Annotated in this window: 17 protein-coding genes; 3 read left to right on the top strand and 14 right to left on the bottom strand. The window is 45.1% G+C overall.

Annotated features, from left to right (window positions below):
* Positions 1-2: 2 nt before the first annotated feature.
* Together DWZ61_RS12715 and DWZ61_RS12710 are read right to left on the bottom strand one after the other, a co-directional pair.
* The gene (locus DWZ61_RS12715) at positions 3-1,463 is read right to left on the bottom strand and encodes a rhamnulokinase family protein (protein ID WP_118538927.1); all 1,461 of its coding nucleotides are present in this window, start codon (positions 1,461-1,463) and stop codon (positions 3-5) included.
* 16 nt (positions 1,464-1,479) lie between these two features.
* The gene (locus tag DWZ61_RS12710; protein WP_117465186.1) at positions 1,480-2,187 is read right to left on the bottom strand and encodes a class II aldolase/adducin family protein; all 708 of its coding nucleotides are present in this window, start codon (positions 2,185-2,187) and stop codon (positions 1,480-1,482) included.
* Between the two features lie 190 nt (positions 2,188-2,377).
* Between DWZ61_RS12710 and DWZ61_RS12705 the strand changes: the two genes are divergently transcribed.
* The 3 genes from DWZ61_RS12705 to DWZ61_RS12695 all read left to right on the top strand — a co-directional run bounded on the left by DWZ61_RS12705 (position 2,378) and on the right by DWZ61_RS12695 (position 6,553).
* Positions 2,378-3,259 carry an AraC family transcriptional regulator gene (locus tag DWZ61_RS12705; protein ID WP_117465185.1) on the top strand — a complete coding sequence of 294 codons (882 nt, stop codon included), beginning with the start codon at positions 2,378-2,380 and terminating at the stop codon, positions 3,257-3,259.
* Between the two features lie 207 nt (positions 3,260-3,466).
* Positions 3,467-5,245 (top strand): diguanylate cyclase, encoded by a 1,779-nt coding sequence (locus tag DWZ61_RS12700; RefSeq protein WP_243026414.1) that lies wholly within the window; start codon positions 3,467-3,469, stop codon positions 5,243-5,245.
* Positions 5,246-5,308: 63 nt separating this feature from the next.
* The gene (locus tag DWZ61_RS12695; RefSeq protein WP_118538925.1) at positions 5,309-6,553 is read left to right on the top strand and encodes a DUF438 domain-containing protein; all 1,245 of its coding nucleotides are present in this window, start codon (positions 5,309-5,311) and stop codon (positions 6,551-6,553) included.
* Between the two features lie 69 nt (positions 6,554-6,622).
* On the opposite strand, the gene DWZ61_RS12690 is transcribed toward DWZ61_RS12695, so the two are convergent.
* The 12 genes from DWZ61_RS12690 to DWZ61_RS12635 all read right to left on the bottom strand — a co-directional run bounded on the left by DWZ61_RS12690 (position 6,623) and on the right by DWZ61_RS12635 (position 21,162).
* Positions 6,623-7,519 carry a Fic family protein gene (locus DWZ61_RS12690; protein WP_118538923.1) on the bottom strand — a complete coding sequence of 299 codons (897 nt, stop codon included), beginning with the start codon at positions 7,517-7,519 and terminating at the stop codon, positions 6,623-6,625.
* Positions 7,520-7,591: 72 nt separating this feature from the next.
* Positions 7,592-8,098, bottom strand: coding sequence for a gamma carbonic anhydrase family protein (locus tag DWZ61_RS12685; RefSeq protein ID WP_118538921.1), 507 nt, complete (start codon positions 8,096-8,098; stop codon positions 7,592-7,594).
* A gap of 143 nt (positions 8,099-8,241) precedes the next feature.
* Positions 8,242-9,681 carry a leucine-rich repeat protein gene (locus DWZ61_RS12680; protein ID WP_118538919.1) on the bottom strand — a complete coding sequence of 480 codons (1,440 nt, stop codon included), beginning with the start codon at positions 9,679-9,681 and terminating at the stop codon, positions 8,242-8,244.
* A 22-nt stretch (positions 9,682-9,703) separates the two neighbouring features.
* Positions 9,704-10,417: a GntR family transcriptional regulator gene (locus tag DWZ61_RS12675; protein WP_118538917.1), complete on the bottom strand. Its 714-nt coding sequence runs from the start codon at positions 10,415-10,417 to the stop codon at positions 9,704-9,706.
* 122 nt (positions 10,418-10,539) lie between these two features.
* Positions 10,540-12,450: an FAD-dependent oxidoreductase gene (locus DWZ61_RS12670; RefSeq protein WP_243026413.1), complete on the bottom strand. Its 1,911-nt coding sequence runs from the start codon at positions 12,448-12,450 to the stop codon at positions 10,540-10,542.
* A gap of 24 nt (positions 12,451-12,474) precedes the next feature.
* The gene (locus DWZ61_RS12665) at positions 12,475-13,335 is read right to left on the bottom strand and encodes a carbohydrate ABC transporter permease (RefSeq protein WP_118538915.1); all 861 of its coding nucleotides are present in this window, start codon (positions 13,333-13,335) and stop codon (positions 12,475-12,477) included.
* 8 nt (positions 13,336-13,343) lie between these two features.
* Positions 13,344-14,264: a sugar ABC transporter permease gene (locus DWZ61_RS12660; RefSeq protein ID WP_118538913.1), complete on the bottom strand. Its 921-nt coding sequence runs from the start codon at positions 14,262-14,264 to the stop codon at positions 13,344-13,346.
* Between the two features lie 88 nt (positions 14,265-14,352).
* Positions 14,353-15,822 (bottom strand): extracellular solute-binding protein, encoded by a 1,470-nt coding sequence (locus DWZ61_RS12655; RefSeq protein WP_118538911.1) that lies wholly within the window; start codon positions 15,820-15,822, stop codon positions 14,353-14,355.
* Positions 15,823-15,871: 49 nt separating this feature from the next.
* Positions 15,872-17,722, bottom strand: a complete 1,851-nt coding sequence (locus DWZ61_RS12650) for an FAD-dependent oxidoreductase (protein ID WP_118538909.1) — start codon at positions 17,720-17,722, stop codon at positions 15,872-15,874.
* A 164-nt stretch (positions 17,723-17,886) separates the two neighbouring features.
* Positions 17,887-18,579 carry an MgtC/SapB family protein gene (locus DWZ61_RS12645; RefSeq protein WP_182427080.1) on the bottom strand — a complete coding sequence of 231 codons (693 nt, stop codon included), beginning with the start codon at positions 18,577-18,579 and terminating at the stop codon, positions 17,887-17,889.
* Between the two features lie 130 nt (positions 18,580-18,709).
* Positions 18,710-19,582, bottom strand: a complete 873-nt coding sequence (locus tag DWZ61_RS12640; RefSeq protein WP_118538905.1) for a sugar phosphate isomerase/epimerase — start codon at positions 19,580-19,582, stop codon at positions 18,710-18,712.
* A gap of 221 nt (positions 19,583-19,803) precedes the next feature.
* Complete coding sequence (locus DWZ61_RS12635; protein ID WP_182427078.1) at positions 19,804-21,162, bottom strand: FAD-dependent oxidoreductase; 1,359 nt, start codon at positions 21,160-21,162, stop codon at positions 19,804-19,806.

Raw genomic sequence — 21,162 nt, 5'->3', positions numbered from 1 at the left:
AATTACCTCTCTTTCTCCATTTGCATCATGGTAACAAATCTGTGATACGCATTTTCCCATGCGTCTTTTTTTCTGTTTTGTGGTGCATATTCTGTTATTTTCTCTGTCACGGCAATCAGGCGTCTGCCCTTGTCGATATCATGTATGGCATGCAGTGCCTTCAACTGAATAAGAATATTCCCGAGAGCCGTCGCTTCCACCGGGCCGGCTTTTACCATAAGTCTGCAGGCATCTGCCGTCATCTGACAGAGCAGTCCTGCATTTGCTCCGCCACCGAGGATATGCAATGTTGTGAAGTTTTTGCCCGTCATCCTTTCCAGTTGCTCCAGAGCATATCGGTATTTCATTGCCAGACTTTCGTAAATGCACCGCACTGTCTCTCCCACTGTCTCCGGCACCGGCTGACCGGTTCTACGGCAGAACTTTTGTATTCTTTCCGGAATGTTTCCGGGTGCCACGAATTCCGGTGCATCCGGATCAATAAAGCAGTGAAAAGCCTCTGCTTCGTCCGCCAGCTTCGCCAGTTCTCCGAAGCTATACTCCTCTCCCTGTCTGGCATATTCTCTCCGGCTCTCCTGGATCAGCCACAATCCGATAATGTTTTTCAGATAGTTAATCCTGCCATTGGCTCCGTATTCATTGGACAGGCCACTGTCGCAGCTCTCCTTCGTCAGGATCGGTGTCTCCAGTTCACAGCCGATCAGGCTCCAGGTGCCACAGGAGAGAAACGCTGCGCTTTCTCCCTCTTCCACAGGCATGGCCGCCACTGCGCACTGGGTATCATGTCCTGCCACTGCGATGATCTTCGTGCTATCCGGCAATGCTCCGATAATGCTACCACTGTCTGTCATGGCTCCGAATAATCCCGGATCCATTCCCATCTGTCTCAGCAGTTCCAAATCCCAGGTTCCGGCAACAGGATTCCACATCTGACTGGTGGAAGCAATGGATCGTTCCCAGGTCAGATCCGCTCCCAGCATTGCCGCCAGCAGATCCGGGATGAACAGCAGATGCTTTGCTCGTCTTAACAGATCCGGCTGTTCCTCTTGTAATGCCAGCAACTGAAACAGTGTATTGATTGCCAGAATCTGATTGCCAGTTCTGACATACAGGCTGTGAAGTTCTATTTTCTGTGCGACACGCTGGGGCCAGTCCTTCGTCCGCTCGTCCCGGTAATGAACAGGATCCTCCAGTAATTTTCCATCCGCATCCAACAATCCAAAATCCACTCCCCAGGTATCAAAAGCAAGACTGTCGGTCTTTCCCGCCTTTTGTATGGCAATACGGATCTCCCCAAGCAGCGCCTCCATATTCCAGCGAAGATGTCCGTTCTCTACTGCCGGTATATTATCGAACCGGTGGATCTCCTTCCATTGCAGTCTCTCACCGTCATAGACCGCACGAATGGCACGGCCGGTGGAAGCTCCAAGGTCAAAAGCAAGCACTGTCGTAAAAGCAGCCATCCTTTACTCCTTTCCCCTATCTGTCCGTAGGAGTTCCATCCTGCGGATGCTTAAATTTCTTGTATCCCGGATGTTTTCCCGTTATGTGATAATAGGATCGCAGGTTGATCAGTTTGTCGATATTTTTCCGGTCAATGTCATAGCTTCCTCCCAGAAGGATTGCGTTGATCGTGATCTTCGCCCACAGTTCCAGACTTTCCATACGGTAATAAGCGGTGATCACATCACTTCCCACTGTCAATGCCCCGTGATTCTCAAGCAGCATTACATCATGTTCCTGCAAATAAGGCTCAATGGCATCTGGAACCTCTGTCGTGCTCGGTGTACCATATGGTGTCAGCGGAACCGCACCGATGGCTGCGACATCCTCGATCATGTTGTACATGTCCATCGGACGATGTGCCACGGCAAATCCGGTAGCTGCCGGAGGATGTGCATGTACGACTGCGCATACATCCTCCCTCTTTTCATAGCATCTTAGATGCATCTTTATCTCGCTGGACGGCCGCAGTCCTTCCGAGCCCTCCAAAACATTACCGGCAGCATCGATCCGGAGCAGTTTGTCCGAGGTGATGAAACTCTTACTCATCCCTGTTGGTGTTGCCAGGTAGGTTCCATCGTCCAGTCTGACAGACACATTGCCATCATTGGCCGCAACCCATCCCAGTTGCCACATTTTGTGACAGACATCGCAGATCTGATCTTTTATCCCTGTGATTTCCATGTCCATACCTCCTTGTATTATATTTGGTTACTTGTATTATACTGTTGCATTTTTGTGGTGTCGTTGTTTATAATGATTACATATTGGACAATATTGATATTCTGTGACCATATTTGTAAAAGAAAAGACCTGAAAGAGCAGTTTTACGAATGGGATTTTAAATAGTACGGTTCTTTTATGAAAGGATAGAATGATGAGATATCTGGCTTCCCATGAGAATACGACGAGAGGAACTTCTGACTTTCCGTTAGAACTCTATTATGTTGATATGCTGCATCCCCGTTACGAAATGCCCTTCCACTGGCATATGGAATGCGAACTTCTACTGGTTCTGCAAGGGGAATTTACGTTGTTGACAGATGGGCAGTCTTACACACTGCATCCTGGGAATTCCGCCTTTCTTTCCTCCGGAGCCGTACATGGCGGAATCCCCAAAGACTGCGTCTATGAATGTCTGGTATTTGATCTGAACCATCTTATCAAAAATTACGGAGGACTGTTTCAGCAGAAATATGCCGGGCTCTTTTCTCCTGAGACCCAGATCAATGTTCTGTATCCGGCAGGCACTCCCTGCGGTCAGATCATCTCTGACCTGTTTGCTGCAATGAAAGATAAAAATAACGGCTATGAATTTTTCACCATAGGAATGCTGTGGCAACTGCTGGGACAGATTCTCCGGGAACATTTATTTACGGTACTGACTCCCTCTTCCAGACATTTTGTCCAGGATTCTGACCAGATCAAGCAGGTACTGGATTATATCCGCAGAAATTATGCCTCACAGTTAAGTCTTTCGGACCTTGCAAAAGTACTGCAGCTCTCTCCGGAACATTTTTGCCGTGTGTTTCACTCGATCATTGGCAAATCGCCCATTGATTATCTGAATTATTACCGGGTAGAATGTGCCTGTGAGCTTCTGTGCACTTCTTCCGATAGTATCACAGAAATTGCGTATTCTTGCGGTTTCCACGACTTAAGCTATTTTAACCGCATTTTCCGCCGCTATAAAAGTATCTCTCCGGGCCGTTATCGCAGACAGTATATTGGCAGCTATAAAAATCTGATCTATTAAAAATAAAGAATACTCACCTAAAGCAACATCGTGGTATTTCTCCAGTTCTCCGTCCCCATCGATCCCGTGTACCAAATCAGAAGCCCGGTGTTTTTGGCATTTTCACCGCAGGATGAAATGACTCTTCGTATCTATACAAAAAAACTTGAAAATGCTATAATTAAATTTAAATCATTTTGCCAACACATACGAAGGAAGCATAGCACTATGACACGGAATAAAATTAAATTTTCTCATACAAAATGGCTGCTGCCGTTATGGGTACTTCTTATCGGCAGCATTGTCTTATATATGATCACTCATGCGGTACAGCAGGCCGACTCCAGACATCTCCGCACTCTTGCAGAACTGAACGCTGTAACCTACGGTGATAGCATGATCGCAGATCTGAATGCCGGTATCAATATCACGGATACACTGGAGCAGCTTCTGATCAGTACGGACGGCAGAATCGACAAATTTGATATCATTGCGGACAGAATGATGGCAGATTACGTCCGGAGCATCCAAGTGGCTCCCGGGGGCATCGTAACAGATATCTATCCCGCCGAAGGCAACGAAGCAGGTAAAATAGACCTGATCCATGACAAATACCGCGGAGAGACCGTAAATTACAGCATTGCTAATGATGTGCTTATCATACATGGTCCTTTCGAGCTGGAGCAGGGAGGACACGTCCTTTCGATCCGTAATCCAGTTTTTTTACAGGATGAGAAGGGAACTCCCTATTTTTGGGGCATGACTATGGTTATCATCAAGGTTCCTGATATTTTTCAGCATTCCGCTGATGCCTTAACCAATTTCGGTTATCAATACCGGCTATCGAAGACCATCTCACCTCTGACCGATGAATATACCGTGGTAGACCAGTCGGAGGAGACTCTGATGGATCCCGTGTCTTATGATTTTACTCTGGGTGGATGTAACTGGAGGCTGGAAATCATGCCCACCGGTGGCTGGAAGAATGGCACACTTTTACAACTGATAGTATTATGTGGCATTGCAGTGATCCTACTACTGGTGGTTCTAACGATATCTATACTACTCGTTGACGAGCAACGCAAAAAATTTCGCAGACTCTCTCTGACGGATTCTATGACCGGTCTCTTAAATCGTAACGGATTTAATTTGCAGCTGGAGGAGTATCTGGAGGGAAACAAGCAGAAAAACTGTGTCGGTATATTACTTGACGTGGATAATTTTAAATTTATCAATGATGTCTATGGTCATACTATCGGTGATCAGGTTCTATTGCAGCTTTCACAATCCTTAGTGCAGGCTTTTCCGGATAATTCCATTATTGCCAGAAATGGCGGTGATGAGTTCTGTATTATCCTGAAGGATTGCCGCGCAGAAGAGGCTGCCCCAATGATAGATGCTTTCAGCAAGGCTTCCCGCTCTTTTTCAGCCAAAGGCGTCGAACACAATTACAGCATTTCCCTGGGCTATGCGGAATACCCCGCCAACGCAGAAAAAGTCTCTGACATTCTCCGTTATGCCGACATTGCACTCTATGAGGTAAAATTACAGGGAAAACATGGTGCTCTGGCCTACCGGCCGGATTTCCACAATTCGAAACGGACACAGCTTGGTTTTTCATTATCGGATATTTCTGATAACCTGCCGGGTGCCTTTTTCATCTACCGAGCCGACAAAGAGGATGAACGCATCCTGTATGCTAATCAGGAAATGCTTCAGCTGACAGGATGTACGGATCTGGATGATTTTATGCATTTTACGAAACATCAATTCCGTAATCTGGTGCATCCTGAAGATCTGACGCAGGTAGAAGAAAGCATCTGGCAGCAGATAGAATCCGGCATGAACGGATACAATGATTATGTCAAATACCGACTTGCTGTCAAAGATGGAACTTATAAGACGGTTCTGGATTATGGGCGTATCGTGGAGAGTGAACATTATGGCTCGGTTTTCTACGTATTGGTAGTGGATTGCGAATTTATCAAAACACTCTACGATGATTAATCATAAAAATAAAAGAATAACAAACTTTCCTCCGGGGCATACTGGTTCCGGAGGAATTTTTATATGAAAGATCAGATTAAGTCTTACTTACAACGTTTGAATCACGGAGAAGCTCTGGAAAGTGTCCAGGCGGATTTCGTCCGGGAATGTAAGGATGTGGATCCTTCCGCAATTATGCAGGCCGAGCAGGAACTGCTGCGAGAGGGTACTTCCATCGAAGAATTGCAGCGGCTCTGTGATGTGCATTCCGCCCTGTTCCATGGTTCCACGACAGAAGAGAAAATTGCCAATGCCGAAAAAACAGCAGCCTCTTCTCTAGCTGCCCAGAAACTACACTCTAAAGACATAAAGGACCAACGGCTCTCCGCTGCTGCCGCCCTGATCCAGATCTCCGGGCATCCCCTGCAGACTTTTACGCTGGAAAATGCAGCACTGGAAAAGCTGATTGCCCGTGCGAGGCAGGCATTGGAAAATAATGGAATTACCAATGAACTGCTTGACGAGCTGCGCCAGATTGCTATCCACTATGCCCGGAAGGGAGACTTACTTTATCCACATTTGAAGGTGCAATATGGGATCAGCGGCCCCTCCGCAGTCATGTGGACAGTGGATGATGAGATCCGGGATGAACTGAATGCGCTTGCAAAACAAAAACACCAAAAAGAAACCGATGCATGGAAACAACGTTTGAATGCCGTATTAAACCGCATGGAAGAAATGATCTACAAGGAATCCAATATCCTCTTCCCCAACTGCGCACTGAATTTCTCGGAGGAGGAATGGTATCACATCTACCGGGATGCCAAAGATTATGCGGAATGCTTCGGTATCCGGGGTGACAGTTGGGAGGCTGCGGAAGCACATCTGGCTGACACTGCCTCTACGGTTGGCACCATGTCTGCGGAACATGCTTTTGCAGATGGTGAGACCAGAATCCACCTTCCCGGCGGCAGTCTGACCCTGTCACAGCTGACCGCCATGTTGAATACGATTCCTTTGGAGATTACCTTCGTGGACATCGATAATGTCAATCGTTATTTTAACGAAGGCCCCAAGGTATTCAAACGTCCCGGCATGGCATTGGACCGTGAGGTCTTCACCTGTCACCCGCCTAAAATCGAAGAACAGGTTCGCCGCATTATCGGAGAATTCCGTGCAGGGAATCTGGACCAGGTACCGGTCTGGATGGACAAGGGCGGCCGGACATTCTTAGTGACTTATTACGCTGTCCGGGATAAGCAGGAGCAATATCTTGGAACACTGGAACTGGTACAGGATATGGAATTCGCAAAAGAGCACTTCCGCTAGGACAGTGCTCTTTTTACCGAACATAATGTAGTCATCCGGCTCTTTTGATCTCTTTTTTCGTTATAGTTTTTAATCCTTATATTCCAGTCCAAAATAATCCAGGTATACCTTAAATCTATCCTGAGCAGTCAGACAAGTGTCCATAAGATATCCCTGTTCGTTCTTCCATTCCTTCAGACCTCGATAGTAGAATTCCTTTATATCATCCTCTATAATAAAAGGGGTAATTCTATTACGGAGACACTCCTTAAACATAATTAATCTTCCAACGCGACCATTTCCATCCTGAAAAGGATGTATCTTCTCAAATTCATAATGAAATTGTATTATTTCCTTCAACGTCTTTTGTTTTGAAAGATTATATCTGCTTAATAAATTCCGCATTTCTCCGGGTACTTCGGCGGGCTTTGCGGTTGCGCTTCCTCCGACATCATTTTCAAAACGTTTATACTCACCAACAGCAAACCACGTTTTTCTACTATCTGAAGTTCCGGATTTCAAAATATAATGTAACTGTTTAATAAATGCTTCACTCAGGGGATAGTTTGCTAACTCTATTATTTGATCAATGCATCGGAAATGATTGGCTGTTTCAACAATGTCATCCACATTCACAACTTCATCCTGAATTCCAATCGTATTCGTTTCAAAAATATATCTGGTTTGATCATGGGTCAAGCGGCTGCCTTCCATATGATTCGAATTATATGTCAGTTCGATCTGAACCTTATGATATATTCCTCCCGGTATCCCTGCTTCCTTTTCCATTTTTAATCTGGTCAAAAGATCATTTGCTATTTTTTCCGCTCGTTTCTTTCTGACCGGCTTTACGGCATCCTCTGGAATCCTCCATGTTTTCCCATCAAGAATTACACCCGGAATTTTTCCATGGGCACAATAATTTCTTACACTTCTTTCTGATAAATTCCATTTTGCAGCTATTTCATTTACATTTACATATTTCATACACAACCTCCGCAAAACTACTCACCGGAAATATTATATCATTATCGGCAATATATCCAAAACTTTTTTCTTTTAAATTTCATTTATATTTTGCCGATAAGAGTCGCTTAATTCTTCCTGTGCTTCCTCTACGTAAATGTGTGCGTTTTTCAGATTCCACCGGATCTCTTCTTCGGTAACAGCACGTTTTACTTTCCCGGGATTGCCGATGACCAGTGAATTATCCGGAATCTCTACGTTCTGTGTCACCAGTGCTCCGGCACCGATGATGCAGTTTTTCCCGATCTTACAGCCATTCATCAGAATGGCTCCCATACCGATCATGGTATTGTCGCCGATCTTGCAGCCGTGGATGATCGCACCGTGTCCTATGGTCACATGGTCTCCGATCTCCACCGGATATCCGCTGCCCAGATGTACTACTGCATTGTCCTGAATATTGCTCTCTTTTCCGATGACAATGGAGTCTCGGTCGCCCCGGACCACCGCATTGTACCATATTCCGCTGTTTTCTCCGATCGTCACATCTCCAAGCACCACTGCTCCAGGCGCTATAAATGCTGTATCATGGATCTGCATATATATTTTCTCCTCTGTTCTATCTACTACTCTTCCTTACAAAGTGCAGTTTACCACATTTTTCCTAACCATATAAACCTTATATTTTACTTTTTTTCCTACCAAAAAGGAGACACTATAAATGTCCCCTTTTGTTACAATCTTTACAGACAGTCTCCTGTCTGGCATTGTATCTCATATTCTATTCTGCTCATTCGCAGTAAAATGAGTCCCTGTATCCCGGCACTGTAATATTTGATTCCATGCTCTGCAGCATACTCTGCCAAAAGTGCATTTCCAATATCCTCCGCATCCGTGATAATGGCATTCGGCTGTACTGTTTGCAGCCACTTTTGTCCATTTGAGGTATAGGTGCCGTGATGATTCGATTTCATTACATCTGCTTTCAGAAGATCACCATATTGCTCTGCCAGTTTTTCTTCCATCTCTATATACAAGTCTCCACCGGTGAGATATTTTGATCTTCCATAGACAAATTTCATCAAAATAGATACATTGTTCACGCTCTCATCATTTCCGACACATTTCTCCAGATCCTCAGTCGTCGGATGATATGCGGTTATACGTACATCCCCTACCGTCCACTGATATCCCTCCAGGACATTTTCATAAACATGTGTCCCTTTCTGCTTAAGATATTCCTCAAATAAGGGCTCCTGCTTACTGGATGCTATATAGGAGCTTCGATAACAGGCATCAATCCCTCCTCCATGCTCATACAGATATTGTGCCACAGCCAGGGCTCCTCCTGCATGATCATCATGCGCATGAGACAATACAAAATAATCCAGATGATGCAGTCCCAGATCATCCAACAATGAAATAATATGCGCACTGCAGGCAATGTAACCGGCATCTATCATCATTGTTTTGCCATTCGGGAATACCACAAGCGTACAATCTCCGCATTTTGCCCGGATTCCCTCCTCTGTCAGATCCGGTGTGAGAAAATACAGATTACCGTCTCCGCCGTAAGACAACGCTTTTTTTACACAATAAACCATCTCTTCATAGTGATCTGCAACCGAATTATCATTAGTCTTTTGGTATCCTGCAGGTTCTTCCTTCAGGCATCTTCGTTCCGCTGCCAGAAGATATTGATTATCGGATGCGGTTCCACTGATCAGAATTTTCTCCCACTGTGCCTCCGTTCCATGATAAATAACCGTATGAAGAGCCTCATCTTTCGCAAACGCTCTCATATCAATATTTTTCAGGCTGACAGGCAATTCCACCTTCTCCAGTGCCGAACAATTATGAAATGCCTTCGCACAGATAATGCATATTCCTTCCGGCAATTTTACATCCCTTAATGCGGTACATCCGCGGAAGCTATACACCCCGAGATAGACAAGCGTCTCCGGCAGTTCTACTTCCTTCAGTGAAGTACAATTCTGAAAAGCACAATCTCCCACGCTCTCCATTCCCACACAAATTCTGACCCGGCGGATTTCATCTCTGATTTCTTCCCATGGTCTCTCTTGATGTTCCGCCCAGTTCTGCATCTTTCCGGTCCCTGTAATCGTCAGGCATCCTGTTTCCTGCGTGAAACTCCATTCTACATTATTCAATTTTTCATTCATATTCTTCCTCGTATCCGAAGCGTTACAGCTTCAGTTTCCATACAAACTTGTTTCTCTCCAAAGGATAAATACTTTCCGATATTTCAATAATCTGTCCCTCTTCATTCCTGGTAACAGAAGAAATCAGCATTGCAAGAGCATTTTCCTTCATTCCCATCAGATGACTCTCTCTGCTCTCCAGCGGACGAGCTGTCATTTCTTTTTCCAGACTGAATCGATTCTTGGAATGATCATTGAGTGCCTTCGTCAGAGATGCTTTGGTAAAATCATAGTCAAACAAAAATGCATCACTCTCCGGCATATAGGACGTTGTCAATACAATCGGTCCTTTGTCAAAAGAATCCTTTACGTATCTGAGACGGCTCAGTTTAATGACTCTGCTGTCACCGTTTTCGAACTTTTTCGCCAGTTCCTCCGTCATCTCCATATAACGGAATTCCAGCACTTCCGTCTCTACCTCAATGCCCCGGCGAAACATTTCATTAAAAAAGCTCTCAATAAATACCGTCGTATCCTCCAATACGCGTGGTGCTGTAACAAAGGTACCTTTTCTCTTAACTCTTTTCAGATGTCCATCCTGCACCATCCGCAGCATTGCCGTACGCACTGTGGAACGACTGACACCAAATTGTTCACAAAGCTCCACTTCTTTCGGAATTTTATAACCGATCGGCCATTCTCCCGTATGAATCTTGTTCATGATATATTCTTCAATCTCTGAATATCTGGCTGCCATATTTCCCCCTATTAACACTTTCCTTTTCGTTTTCTGTGTTTTTGTTATCCAATCTCATTATGATATTACATATTACTAACAGTATAGCGAATTTGGGAATTTAATGTCAATAATCGAGCCTACTAATATGTACGAATTTCAAAAATTCTTGCAAAATGGATACCGTAAGCACGGTGAACCGTCACCTTTATGGTATCACAAATTACATTTCCCAGCGGAATTCTGTTCAATCGCTGATAATTGTCATGTATTTCCTTGCAAAATACTTCTTTTCCTTCTCTGAAAGCACGCACATCATAATCCCGTACAAGTTCATCCGGCAGTCCTTTTACCTGTCGGTTCCGTACATTTCTTGTAAGAGATGGCATGATCTCTTTTGTCAGGTTCGTATCAAATGTCAGCTGAATCTGATGTAGCACCAGTTTCCCGTCATAGGTAAGGGTTATTTCGGCACCCTGTTCTCCTATCGGTGCCTCCCAGCAGTTACTTTCTTCCTGCTCCTGTCTGGCAATTCCGTTCAATACTTTCCATGGTTCATTTCCATGTGTATATCCAGATGCAGCTACCTTAGCTGACTTTGCATAATCGGCCGGATCCCGGTTACGGACTCCCGGAATATAGCAATCATCCCGCAAAAGCTCCTGTTGTAGTTCTTCCATATGTTCCCCGATCTGTCTGGGGGTACAGCCATATCTGACAGCCATTGCTGCTGCCGTGCCTACCGCCTGTCCTCCCACAGCGCAGGTTCCCATAACTCTCGTTGATCCAAATGCCATTTTTGTAGTACTGATGTCACGTCCCGCCAGCATTACATTTTCCAGATCCTTTGCATAATAGCATCTCCATGGTATTGTATAACAACCGTTGAAATTCAGGATCTGTGAAGGAATCTTATCCGTATCCAGAAGTCCCCTGCGCACATGCTGATCCATCTGCCAGCCACCATAAGCTACTGCGTCCGGGAATATCTTGTTGGCTAGTACATCCTTTTCATTCAACAGATAGTCTCCTTCGATTCTTCTGCTTTCACGATATCCCGGCACGAATCCAACCCAATCCAGCTCCAAATTTTCCACACCGTGGTTTCCCACATTTTTCAGATGATCCCATACGCCGTACACACATTTCAGCAATTCATCACGGATTTTCTCACCGTCACGGATAATATCTTCATCCTCACCACCCAGTTCAATCCACCAATATCCGGAGTCCACATTGGAAAAGTGTGGCAGTCTCCCGCTTCCTTCTTCGAATTTGGTCAGCTTACCGCCTTCCATATGGGAGGCAATACTGTTCGCATGTTCCCGGTATTTCAAATCTTCCTCCGTGTAATGGTTTGCCCATTCCGGACACACAAATTTTACCGGCTCTCCACGGTCCACAGCGGAAAACAACAAAGTGTTTCCCATCGTATCGCTGTTCGGTTCTTCCGGAGCATCGGGTTCCTTAAATTCGTCTCTTCCTTCACTGCCCATACGCCCCGTCGCACCGCACATGGTAGCTAAGGTACCGTGCCCTGTGGCATCGACAAAGATGTCTCCGTAGATGGTATACTCGGTTTCCGTACTGTTCTGATGACAGACTACGGCCTTTATTTTTTTCCCTTCCAGGATCACGTCATCCATATTCGTATTCAGAAAGGATTCCAGATTTTCCTGAAAATGCACTTTTTCCCAGATGACGGAATCAAATACCGGAAAAGATGCATAGGGATTTCTGCGTTTGTTTGCCAGCAGAATCTCCAGCAGGATTCCTGTCTCTCCAAGATTTTTTTTGGCACCGTGGGAGTTGGCTCCCACAATGTGCATACGGATCTCCGAGCTGGCGTTTCCACCAAACATAGAGCGATTCTGTATGATGGCTGTTCTGGCTCCTTTTCTGGCAGCTGCTATTGCCGCACAGACACCGGCCAGGCCGCCTCCCACTACTACAACTTCATATTTTCTGGTTTCACTGTGAATTGACATATTGTTCTCTTTATTTTCTCCCTTATAGCAATATAGCAGGCACAGAGTCTTCTCCTGTCCTGCCACACTGCATCTGCCTTTTTCAATTTATTATCCCTTAACCGCACCTACGGACAAGCCTTTCAGGAAGAACTTCTGTCCGAACAGGAATACGATAAATACCGGCACAACCGCCATACAGCAGGCCGCCATGGTCAGGTTATACTGTGTTACCTCTGTACCGACAAACTGGTTCAAAGCCAGAGGAATCGTCCATTTCTTCCAGTTGGAGATAAATACCAGAGGATCCAGGTAGCTGTTCCATGCATCCAGGAACTGTACTGTCGCCGTCGCCGCTATCGTCGGCTTGACAAGTGGCAGCATAACCTGTGCAAAGGCTCTGTATTCACCGGCTCCATCAATTCTGGCAGCTTCCCGCAGTTCATCCGGAGTACTTAAGAAGGACTGCCTGAGCATAAAGGTGGAAGATACCGCTATGATCTTCGGTACGATCAATGACAAATGGGTATTCATCCATCCCAGTTGCATAAACATTATGAATCTGGGAATCAGTGTCAGCTGTGAAGGCACCATCATCTGCGCCAGATATACAATGAACAATACATTGGAGCCCTTGAATTTCAACTTGGCAAATGCATATCCGGCAAGTGTTGCGGAAGTAATTGCCACTACCGTACTGATTACAGCTACCTTGATAGAGTTAAAATAAGCCAGACCGAAATGATAATTTGTGGAGCTGGTCGTTCCTATGCTTAATACTCTCTTATAGTTATCCGGGTAAAAATACTTCGGGATCCACTCAATAGGGATCTTCATAACATCCGCTTCTGTCTTGAAAGATGCTGAGATCATCCAGACAAAAGGAACAATCATAACCAATGTAACCAGAATAATTACAATGGTAATCAATACTCTGGCTACCTTTTTGGAAACAGGTACATTCTTCCTCATCTTAATCCCTAGCCTTTCTCTTCTTTATTGTTATGTACCCACTGGATAATGGTCACAATAAGCAGCATCACAAACAGAATTACGGCAATTGCCGAAGCATAACCCATCTTATAATACTTAAATGCTGATGTATAAATATAATAAACCAGTGTGTAGGTAGAGCTTCCGGGACCACCGCCTGTCATAACGTTCGTATATCCAAATACTTTAAAGCTGGATATAATACCTGTAATTGTCAGGAAAAAGGTCGTAGGCTTCAACAGCGGAACCGTTAATTTGAAAAATTTCTGAATAGAATTCGCTCCGTCAATCTCAGCAGCCTCATACAAATCTCTCGGAAGTCCGGTGATTGCGGCGCTGTACATAAATACGCGGTATCCCAGGCTTGCCCAGATTACGACCAGCATGATCGCGGGAAGTGCCCATTCATAGCTTGCCAGGAATCGGGGAGGATCCTGCCATCCGAGAGCCCTCATCAATTGTGTAAAGGGTCCGTATTTAGAATACAACGCCATCCATACAACGGAAATTGCCACAGTATTACAGATATGCGGCATATACATAGCGACACGTACCACACCCGCTATTTTCTTATGACAAAATTCATCAATCAGTACCGCCATTATAATTGCCAGGAAAAGTCCGATGGGCACGGTTACGACGGTGAAGATCAATGTATTTTTCAAAGATGCAAGGAACCATTCATCCTTCCACAGATTGATAAAGTTTGTCAGTCCGATGAAATTCCAGTTGCCGAGTCCTTGAGAGAAATTCCAGTCAGTCAGGCTTACATATAAAGAAATTATCAGCGGAATCAGACTGAAACATATTACACCTATCAGACTCGGTGCCAAAAAGGAATATGCAACCAGGTTCTGATGCAATATTTTTCGTCTTTCTCCTTTAGTCTTCTTTTTCTTGCTCTTCATTTGCTTTATCCCTCTTTTGTTCGTTTCAGAGCAGGGGACGGTTCGCCTGTGAAAACGACCGCCCCTTCCCACTGCTGTTTTTATTTTTTTACTTCTGACTGCTTAATTCGGTCTGGATCAGTTCGTTACCTCTCTTCTCCATGTTCTGAACGGTCTGATCTACAGACTGTTTTCCATAGCACATAGCATCAAACTCTTCGAACCAGGCAGAACTGATTTCAGAGGAAGCATGTCCTTTAATAGCGGCAACACCCTGCGTAGTATCGAGAGACAGATAGTTCTCCATGGAATCCATATCAATGGAGCCCTGTGCCTTCTCCTTCAGCACGCTCAATACTTCATCCTTATTAACACCATTCCACAGAGGGATTCTTCCGCCCTGTACCAGAGGGGACATACCACCCTTTAAATACCACATTGCAAACTCAAAGCTTGCTTCCGGATACTTTGTATTTGCTGAAATGCTCAGCAGGTCTCCTGCACCGGTAGTACCAATCTGCTTACGATAAAATTCGGTGTTGTATTTCTCATCATCGGGAACGGGTGCTGGTACCAGTGCAGTCATGAAATCATGAGGATAATTCTCCTGATCCATACACAGTCTCATCTGTGCTACACCAAGCATGATGGCACATTTGCCCTGAAGGAACGTATTGGCAACGCTGATATCCTCGGAGAATTCATCTTCGATGGGAATCGCATAACCCTTATCCAGCGTCTCTTTTACAAGGTTAAGACCTGCACGATATACATCATTATCGAAGTTTACCTCTGTACCTTCTTCATTCTTGTAAATCTGATTTGCACCCAGTACACCGTCTAATGCATACAGAATACTCTTACCGCTCTGCTTACGTGCCCAGCATACTCCGTATACCTTATCCTGGTCCTCGCCATGTGTCAGCTTCTCGGCATCCGCAAGGAATTCGGAATAGGTCCATCCATCATAAGGAATATCCAGTCCTGCTTCCTTAAACATATCTTCATTGATCAGAATCCATCTTGAGTTCTCGTATTTGGTAGGGAATCCATATACGGCACCATCATCGTAGTGATACTCTGCCATATTTGCCACACCCAGCTCATCATCCAGATTGAATCCGATATCATTGAGCATACCGGACATATCCAGCAGCAGGTTGGAGTCTACACGCTTGTCCATTTTGGTACGTCCGCCATAGCCAATGAACAGATCGACATCACCACCGCCCATTAAGTAGGTCTCCAACTGAAGGTTACCGTTATCATCATTTACATATCTTACATATTCTACCTGAAGTCCTTTGTCTTTGTACTCCTCATTGAAGTTGGCACACAGATCATCATATCCGTACTCCGGCTGAACACCACCCCAGAAATGAAGCGTGATCGTTTTTCCGTCTTCCGTGCCATACCATTCCTTCTCGGCTTCTGTGGTTTCTGCGGCTGCGGTTCCTGCGGCTGCTGTAGTATCTTTTGCTTCTGTAGATGCATTTGTGTCTGTATCTGCTTGTCCACATCCTGCCAGACAGGTACCTAACATTGCCATTGTCAATGCAAGCGCAATTTTCCTCTTCATAATTGTAATCCTCCTACATTTTAGTTTTCTATGGTTAGCCTGAGTTTTCTCAGGAATACACCCTTACTTCATAAATATGTACGTCTTTTTCCCCATTGGTGGTATGAATCGTAATGGTTACTTTATCACATTCCGTAGGCTCAAAGGTTACAACGTTCTGTCTCTGGTCATTTTCTGTCACTTTCTGTTCTGCCATCTTCTGTTCTCCCCGCCAGAGTGTCACAGTGTAATCTTTTACCAATTCGGGAGGTACTCCTATCCTCTGCTGGAGCTGACGTTTCTTCGATAAAGTAATCTTGATCGGATAATTAAAGTTGGAATCAAACGTCAGTCTGACCTGGGATACTTTTTTCACCGAGGCAAGCTTTAAGGTTAACGTCTCTCCTTCCGGGCTTATGCCATCGGAGCTCCACATATTTCGAATTCCGTTTTCATCTCTGGACACTCCGTTGATCACTTTCTCCGGAGTGAACCCTTCTCTGGCAGAAGTCGCACTGATCTGCGCGGTTCTCGCCAGATCCTGCGGATCGGTATTGCGATAACCCGGAATATAACAGTCATCCTTCAGCAAAAGCTGCTGCAATTCATTCATGTGCTCCGGCATATCTTTCGGACCACAGTGATATTTTATGCAAAGTGCCGCTGCAGTTCCCGCTGCCTGTCCTCCTATGGCACAGGTTCCCATAACTCTTGTGGATCCCATTGCCATTTTGGTAGCACTGATATTTCGTCCCGCCATCATCATATTGGGAATATTTCTGGAGCAATATGACCGGTACGGAATCGTATAGGCTCCGTCAAAGCTGACAACTCTGGAAGGAAGTTCATCAAAATCATATAGACCTCCGGGAGTATGGATATCCATCGCCCAGCCGCCGTATGCTACAGCATCCTCGAATACCCTGTTGGATAAGACATCATTTTCATTTAATATATAATCTCCTACCAGACGCCTGCTCTCTCTGACACCGGGCAGCATACCGACCCATTCCAGATCATAGTTCTCGGCTCCATGGTCACCACCGTTTTTCAGATGATCCCATACCCCATAGATACAAGACACCAACTCATCACGGATTTCTTCATACTCATCTATGATATCTTCTGTCTTGCCGGGAAGCTCGATCCACCAGTATCCATAGTCCACAGAGGAGGTACTGTAGGAGGTCATACGTAAGTATGCCTTATCCACATCTCCCTTTGTCTTAGCTTCGTGCACGGCAGAGTGTGTTCTGTATTTGAGTTCCTCTTCCGTAAAATGTCTGGCGATCTTCGGTCGTTTAAAATTCACCGAATGTCCTCTGTCCACCGCCTTGAATAACAGCGTATTTCCCATACGGTCATTGTTGGCCTGTTCCGGCGCATCCGGTTCATTGAATTCTGCCCTTCCCTCGCTGCCGGTACGATATTCCGCTCCTGCATAATATCCCAGGGTCGCATTGCCAGTACAGTCAATAAATATGTTCCCTCTGATCTGCCAATGTGTCTCTGTCGTGAGCTGGTATGCGTCGATTTCACGGATCTCATTGCCTTCCATCCGGCAATCCTCCATCGCGGTACTCAGATACACTGTCAGATGTGGCTGACTCTTCACTGCGGTAAATAATACCATATCCCAGATCGAATAATTAAAATAATCATTTCTGCTCTTGTTGTCAAGCATGATTTCATGGAGAATTCCGCTTTCTTCAAGCTCCGGTTTCGCAAGATTCTCGGATGCTCCGCAGATATGCATTCGGATTTCACTGGATGCATTTCCTCCCAGTACATGTCTGTCATGCACCAACGCTGTCCTGGCTCCGTGTCTTGCAGATGCAAGTGCCGCACAGATGCCAGCCATTCCACCACCGATTACTACAACATCATATTCAGCTTTTTTAACTTTTCTGTTCTCTGACATTTCGTTCACCTTTTATGTTGTAACTTATGTCTATATAATATGCTTATGCATGCAATATGTCAATACATATTTTAAAATTTATGCTATAAATGTCTGTAATATTTAGTGACATAATAGGAAAATCGCCTTTTTTCTGCATTAAAACCATACAAATATACTTCAAATTATACTTCTTCCAGATAATGAATACCCTCTATCTGACTCACTTCCGACAAAACCTCTGCATGATTTCTTCTTTTCTTCAGATCCAGCATCATTGTAAGGACAATATCGGATCCCTTTAAGGTCTTATCTCTCTTTTTCTCCACAGAACTCAGCTCATATCCACACTCATTGATATAGTCATAGACTCCCCTTGTCATTGACTTATCAATTTCCATATACAGACCAATGTAACGATTGTACTGCTCCTGCACACGACTGACTCTGGCAATTCCGAACATTGTGACAATGATCAGTGCAAACATCATCAGACTGACCTCCAGCATTCCGGATCCCAACATAATTCCAAGGGTTGCCGTTGTCCACAATCCGGCAGCCGTTGTCAATCCTCTGACCTGATTTTTCCCGGTAATAATGATGGTTCCCACCCCCAGGAAACCGATACCGCTGACCACGCCGGCGGGAATACGTCCCATATCTGTACTTCCAACGCCCAGGGCTGTCCCAAGGTAGATATTGACGACAGCGGAAGCCGCCGCTCCGATACATACCAATGCGAAGGTCCGCATTCCTGCCGGATGATGCTTCGTCGCTCTCTCCAGTCCGATCACACAACCCAATACAGCCGCCAGCAGCAGCCGCAAAGCTATGGCTCCATTCGTAAATTCAGCAAAATAATTCGCAAAGTTCTGCATATGTATTTCTCCTTTCATACTTCCATATAAGAAAGGCCGGCATAGTCACCTGTCGCGGACTGTACCGGCCTTCGTTATCCTTTAAAATATCTGCTGTTTTACAGCACTTTCCTTATTACAAATAACATAATTACAGCTTCAGAAGATATTCTCCCAGCGCATAAGAGAAATCTACCAGATACGGCTGTACCTCCTTGGGATACATACTGGTAAGATGGTGTGTTTCAAAAGCAAAACATTCCTGATAATCAATATCCCGCAGAGCCTGCACTACCTCTTTCCAGGGAATCGTTCCGTTAAACGGTGAGAAATGCTCGTCCTTGATACCGTAATTATCGTTAATATGGGTAGCCTTCAGATGAGATCCTACCTGACGGATCATATCGGGAACATTCAGACCCACCATATTTGCATGACCGGTATCAATACATATCTGTACATTCGGATTGTCAATGACATCAATCAGCTCCAGCAGTTCTTCCGCACAGCTGCCGTAATGGGTAGGCTTTGTCATATTTTCGATAGCCATTCCCACATGATGATCCGCAAAAATTTCACCCCAATGCTTCATGTATTCTTTGTTATATTCAAAAGATTTTCTGTAATCATAACCGCCGCCGTTACGTCTTACAGTGTAAGGATGAACTACCATCCACTTTACTCCCAATGCTTCTGCTGCCAGGACACTGCGTCGCATAAGCTCCTCTCCCAGCTCTCCGTCCGAACGGGTCAGATCCGCATTAAATGCATTTCCAATGGTCCAGTAGGCATGTGCCTGGATGTATTTCACACCGAGTTCTTCTGCCAGTGCTGCGGTATCCGCAATCCATTTTTCCCAGTTCTCTCCTCTTAAGGGCTGTCCTTCCCTGCAATGGCTGCAAAGACATGCATCTACATATTTATATCCCGCCTTTGCACAAGCCCTGGTGGACACGTCAATGGGAATCTGATAAGGTCTCTTATCATCAAAATCCATAATGTTAGTTGATGTTGCGAGTTTCATTTTTTATCCTCCATTCTTTTTCTTTTTAAGAATTGCTTCTTCCATAATTCTGTAGTTCTCACTATATACTCACTTGTATAATATGTCAATACATATAAAGCATGTATTTTATCGTTTTAAGTAAAACATGCGTTATTGTACGTACATATTTAGCAAGAAAGACCGGAATAGTCTTTTGTTGCAAACTGTACCGGTCTTTCTTATTATTTTATATTACGGTTTTATACAGACAAAATTGCTTTCTGTTCTAGTAAATGTCTGCGAAGTTCTGCCACATCTACCTTTTCCGGCTCACAATGGGATGCTATTGCCATTGCAGCCGCTTCTCCCGCTGCCTGTCCCACTGCCATACATTCATTCATGATTCTAGTGGAACCAAAGGTGATTGTATCCACGCTGATATCTCTTCCTGCCATCATCAGGTTGGGAATATCCGCAGACACCAGGCATCCATAGGGGATTCCAAAAGGCTCTTCAATGGTAACACGATACGTTCCGGCACCTGCACCATTATGAATATCAATAAAGTATCCACATAATGCAATACTGTCCTCCGGCTTTTTCCCAGCCACTGCATCGTGATGATCTAGCATCTTGATACCCTTGATTCTCCGGCTCTCCCGGACGCCAATGGAAGCATTGATGGAATCCAGATAACAGTTTTCAAAACCGGGCACATTTTCCCGGAACATCTTCACAAGTTTCGGAATCTGCAGGTGAGCTTCCATTTCCCCGTTGCTTAAATCATGCAGATTGGAGCCGTCAAAATTCAACAGACGGATCGTGTTCACGGCTACCTGTCCCGGCATAGGCTGACGGATAAAAATAACAGTCTCACGGTCCACAGGACATTCGCCCTTTTTCCGAAGTTCCTCCAGGAGATGATGCATCCCCAGGAAAATAAAACTCTTGGTCTTCCGGAAGAAATCCGCATTATATCCCTGGGCAATATTGTCCAGTACATCATAGGGCAGTTCCTCCGGATGTTGTTCGATAAAATCGCAAAACTCCTCAAAATTCACACCGCCGAGATTAAACATCAGGGTAGGCGGCTGCATCACATTGTTTTCGTTTCCTTTTTCTATTGTCGCTCCGCTTAATGCACCTAAATCACCATCTCCGGTTCCATCAATAAACACGTCTGCGGTAATTTCAATGTGCTGTCCCTTGCCGGACACAATAATGGACCGGATTTTTCCGTCCTTCATTTTCACATCTGCCAGCTCACAGTGCATGAGAAGCTCCACTCCTGCTTCCTTTACCATCTCAAAGCACAGAATTCTGGAGTAGAATGGATGTATCAGTGTAACTGACTGATGATGCGGGCAATATTCATGTCCATAGGATGCTCCCGCCTGCTCCAGCCTGTCCACAAATTCCTGGGCAATACCGCCCACCACCTGTCTGCCCTTAATATCCCAGAATGCCAAAAACGGAAGTCCGCTTCCCAGCTGACCACCCAGATAACCGTTTCTTTCCACCAGCAGGACCTGAGCTCCTGCCCGTGCTGCGGTCACTGCCGCCGCAAATCCACCGGGACCTCCGCCTACCACTACCACATCTTTTTTTATCTGTTCCAT

This window comes from Clostridium sp. AF34-10BH (genome assembly GCF_003478095.1).
GTDB classification, from domain to species: Bacteria; Bacillota; Clostridia; order Lachnospirales; family Lachnospiraceae; genus Acetatifactor; species Acetatifactor acetigignens.
Note: the sequence above shows the minus strand (reverse complement) of the source record. Positions and strands in the feature narration are given on the sequence as shown.

Coding starts and splice junctions, on each gene's coding strand:
- DWZ61_RS12715 (WP_118538927.1), bottom strand. CDS start 1,463: ATGGCTGCTTTTACGACAGTGCTTGCTTTTGACCTTGGAGCTTCCACC.
- DWZ61_RS12710 (WP_117465186.1), bottom strand. CDS start 2,187: ATGGAAATCACAGGGATAAAAGATCAGATCTGCGATGTCTGTCACAAA.
- DWZ61_RS12705 (WP_117465185.1), top strand. CDS start 2,378: ATGATGAGATATCTGGCTTCCCATGAGAATACGACGAGAGGAACTTCT.
- DWZ61_RS12700 (WP_243026414.1), top strand. CDS start 3,467: ATGACACGGAATAAAATTAAATTTTCTCATACAAAATGGCTGCTGCCG.
- DWZ61_RS12695 (WP_118538925.1), top strand. CDS start 5,309: ATGAAAGATCAGATTAAGTCTTACTTACAACGTTTGAATCACGGAGAA.
- DWZ61_RS12690 (WP_118538923.1), bottom strand. CDS start 7,519: ATGAAATATGTAAATGTAAATGAAATAGCTGCAAAATGGAATTTATCA.
- DWZ61_RS12685 (WP_118538921.1), bottom strand. CDS start 8,098: ATGCAGATCCATGATACAGCATTTATAGCGCCTGGAGCAGTGGTGCTT.
- DWZ61_RS12680 (WP_118538919.1), bottom strand. CDS start 9,681: ATGAATGAAAAATTGAATAATGTAGAATGGAGTTTCACGCAGGAAACA.
- DWZ61_RS12675 (WP_118538917.1), bottom strand. CDS start 10,417: ATGGCAGCCAGATATTCAGAGATTGAAGAATATATCATGAACAAGATT.
- DWZ61_RS12665 (WP_118538915.1), bottom strand. CDS start 13,335: ATGAGGAAGAATGTACCTGTTTCCAAAAAGGTAGCCAGAGTATTGATT.
- DWZ61_RS12660 (WP_118538913.1), bottom strand. CDS start 14,264: ATGAAGAGCAAGAAAAAGAAGACTAAAGGAGAAAGACGAAAAATATTG.
- DWZ61_RS12655 (WP_118538911.1), bottom strand. CDS start 15,822: ATGAAGAGGAAAATTGCGCTTGCATTGACAATGGCAATGTTAGGTACC.
- DWZ61_RS12650 (WP_118538909.1), bottom strand. CDS start 17,722: ATGTCAGAGAACAGAAAAGTTAAAAAAGCTGAATATGATGTTGTAGTA.
- DWZ61_RS12645 (WP_182427080.1), bottom strand. CDS start 18,579: ATGCAGAACTTTGCGAATTATTTTGCTGAATTTACGAATGGAGCCATA.
- DWZ61_RS12640 (WP_118538905.1), bottom strand. CDS start 19,582: ATGAAACTCGCAACATCAACTAACATTATGGATTTTGATGATAAGAGA.
- DWZ61_RS12635 (WP_182427078.1), bottom strand. CDS start 21,162: ATGGAACAGATAAAAAAAGATGTGGTAGTGGTAGGCGGAGGTCCCGGT.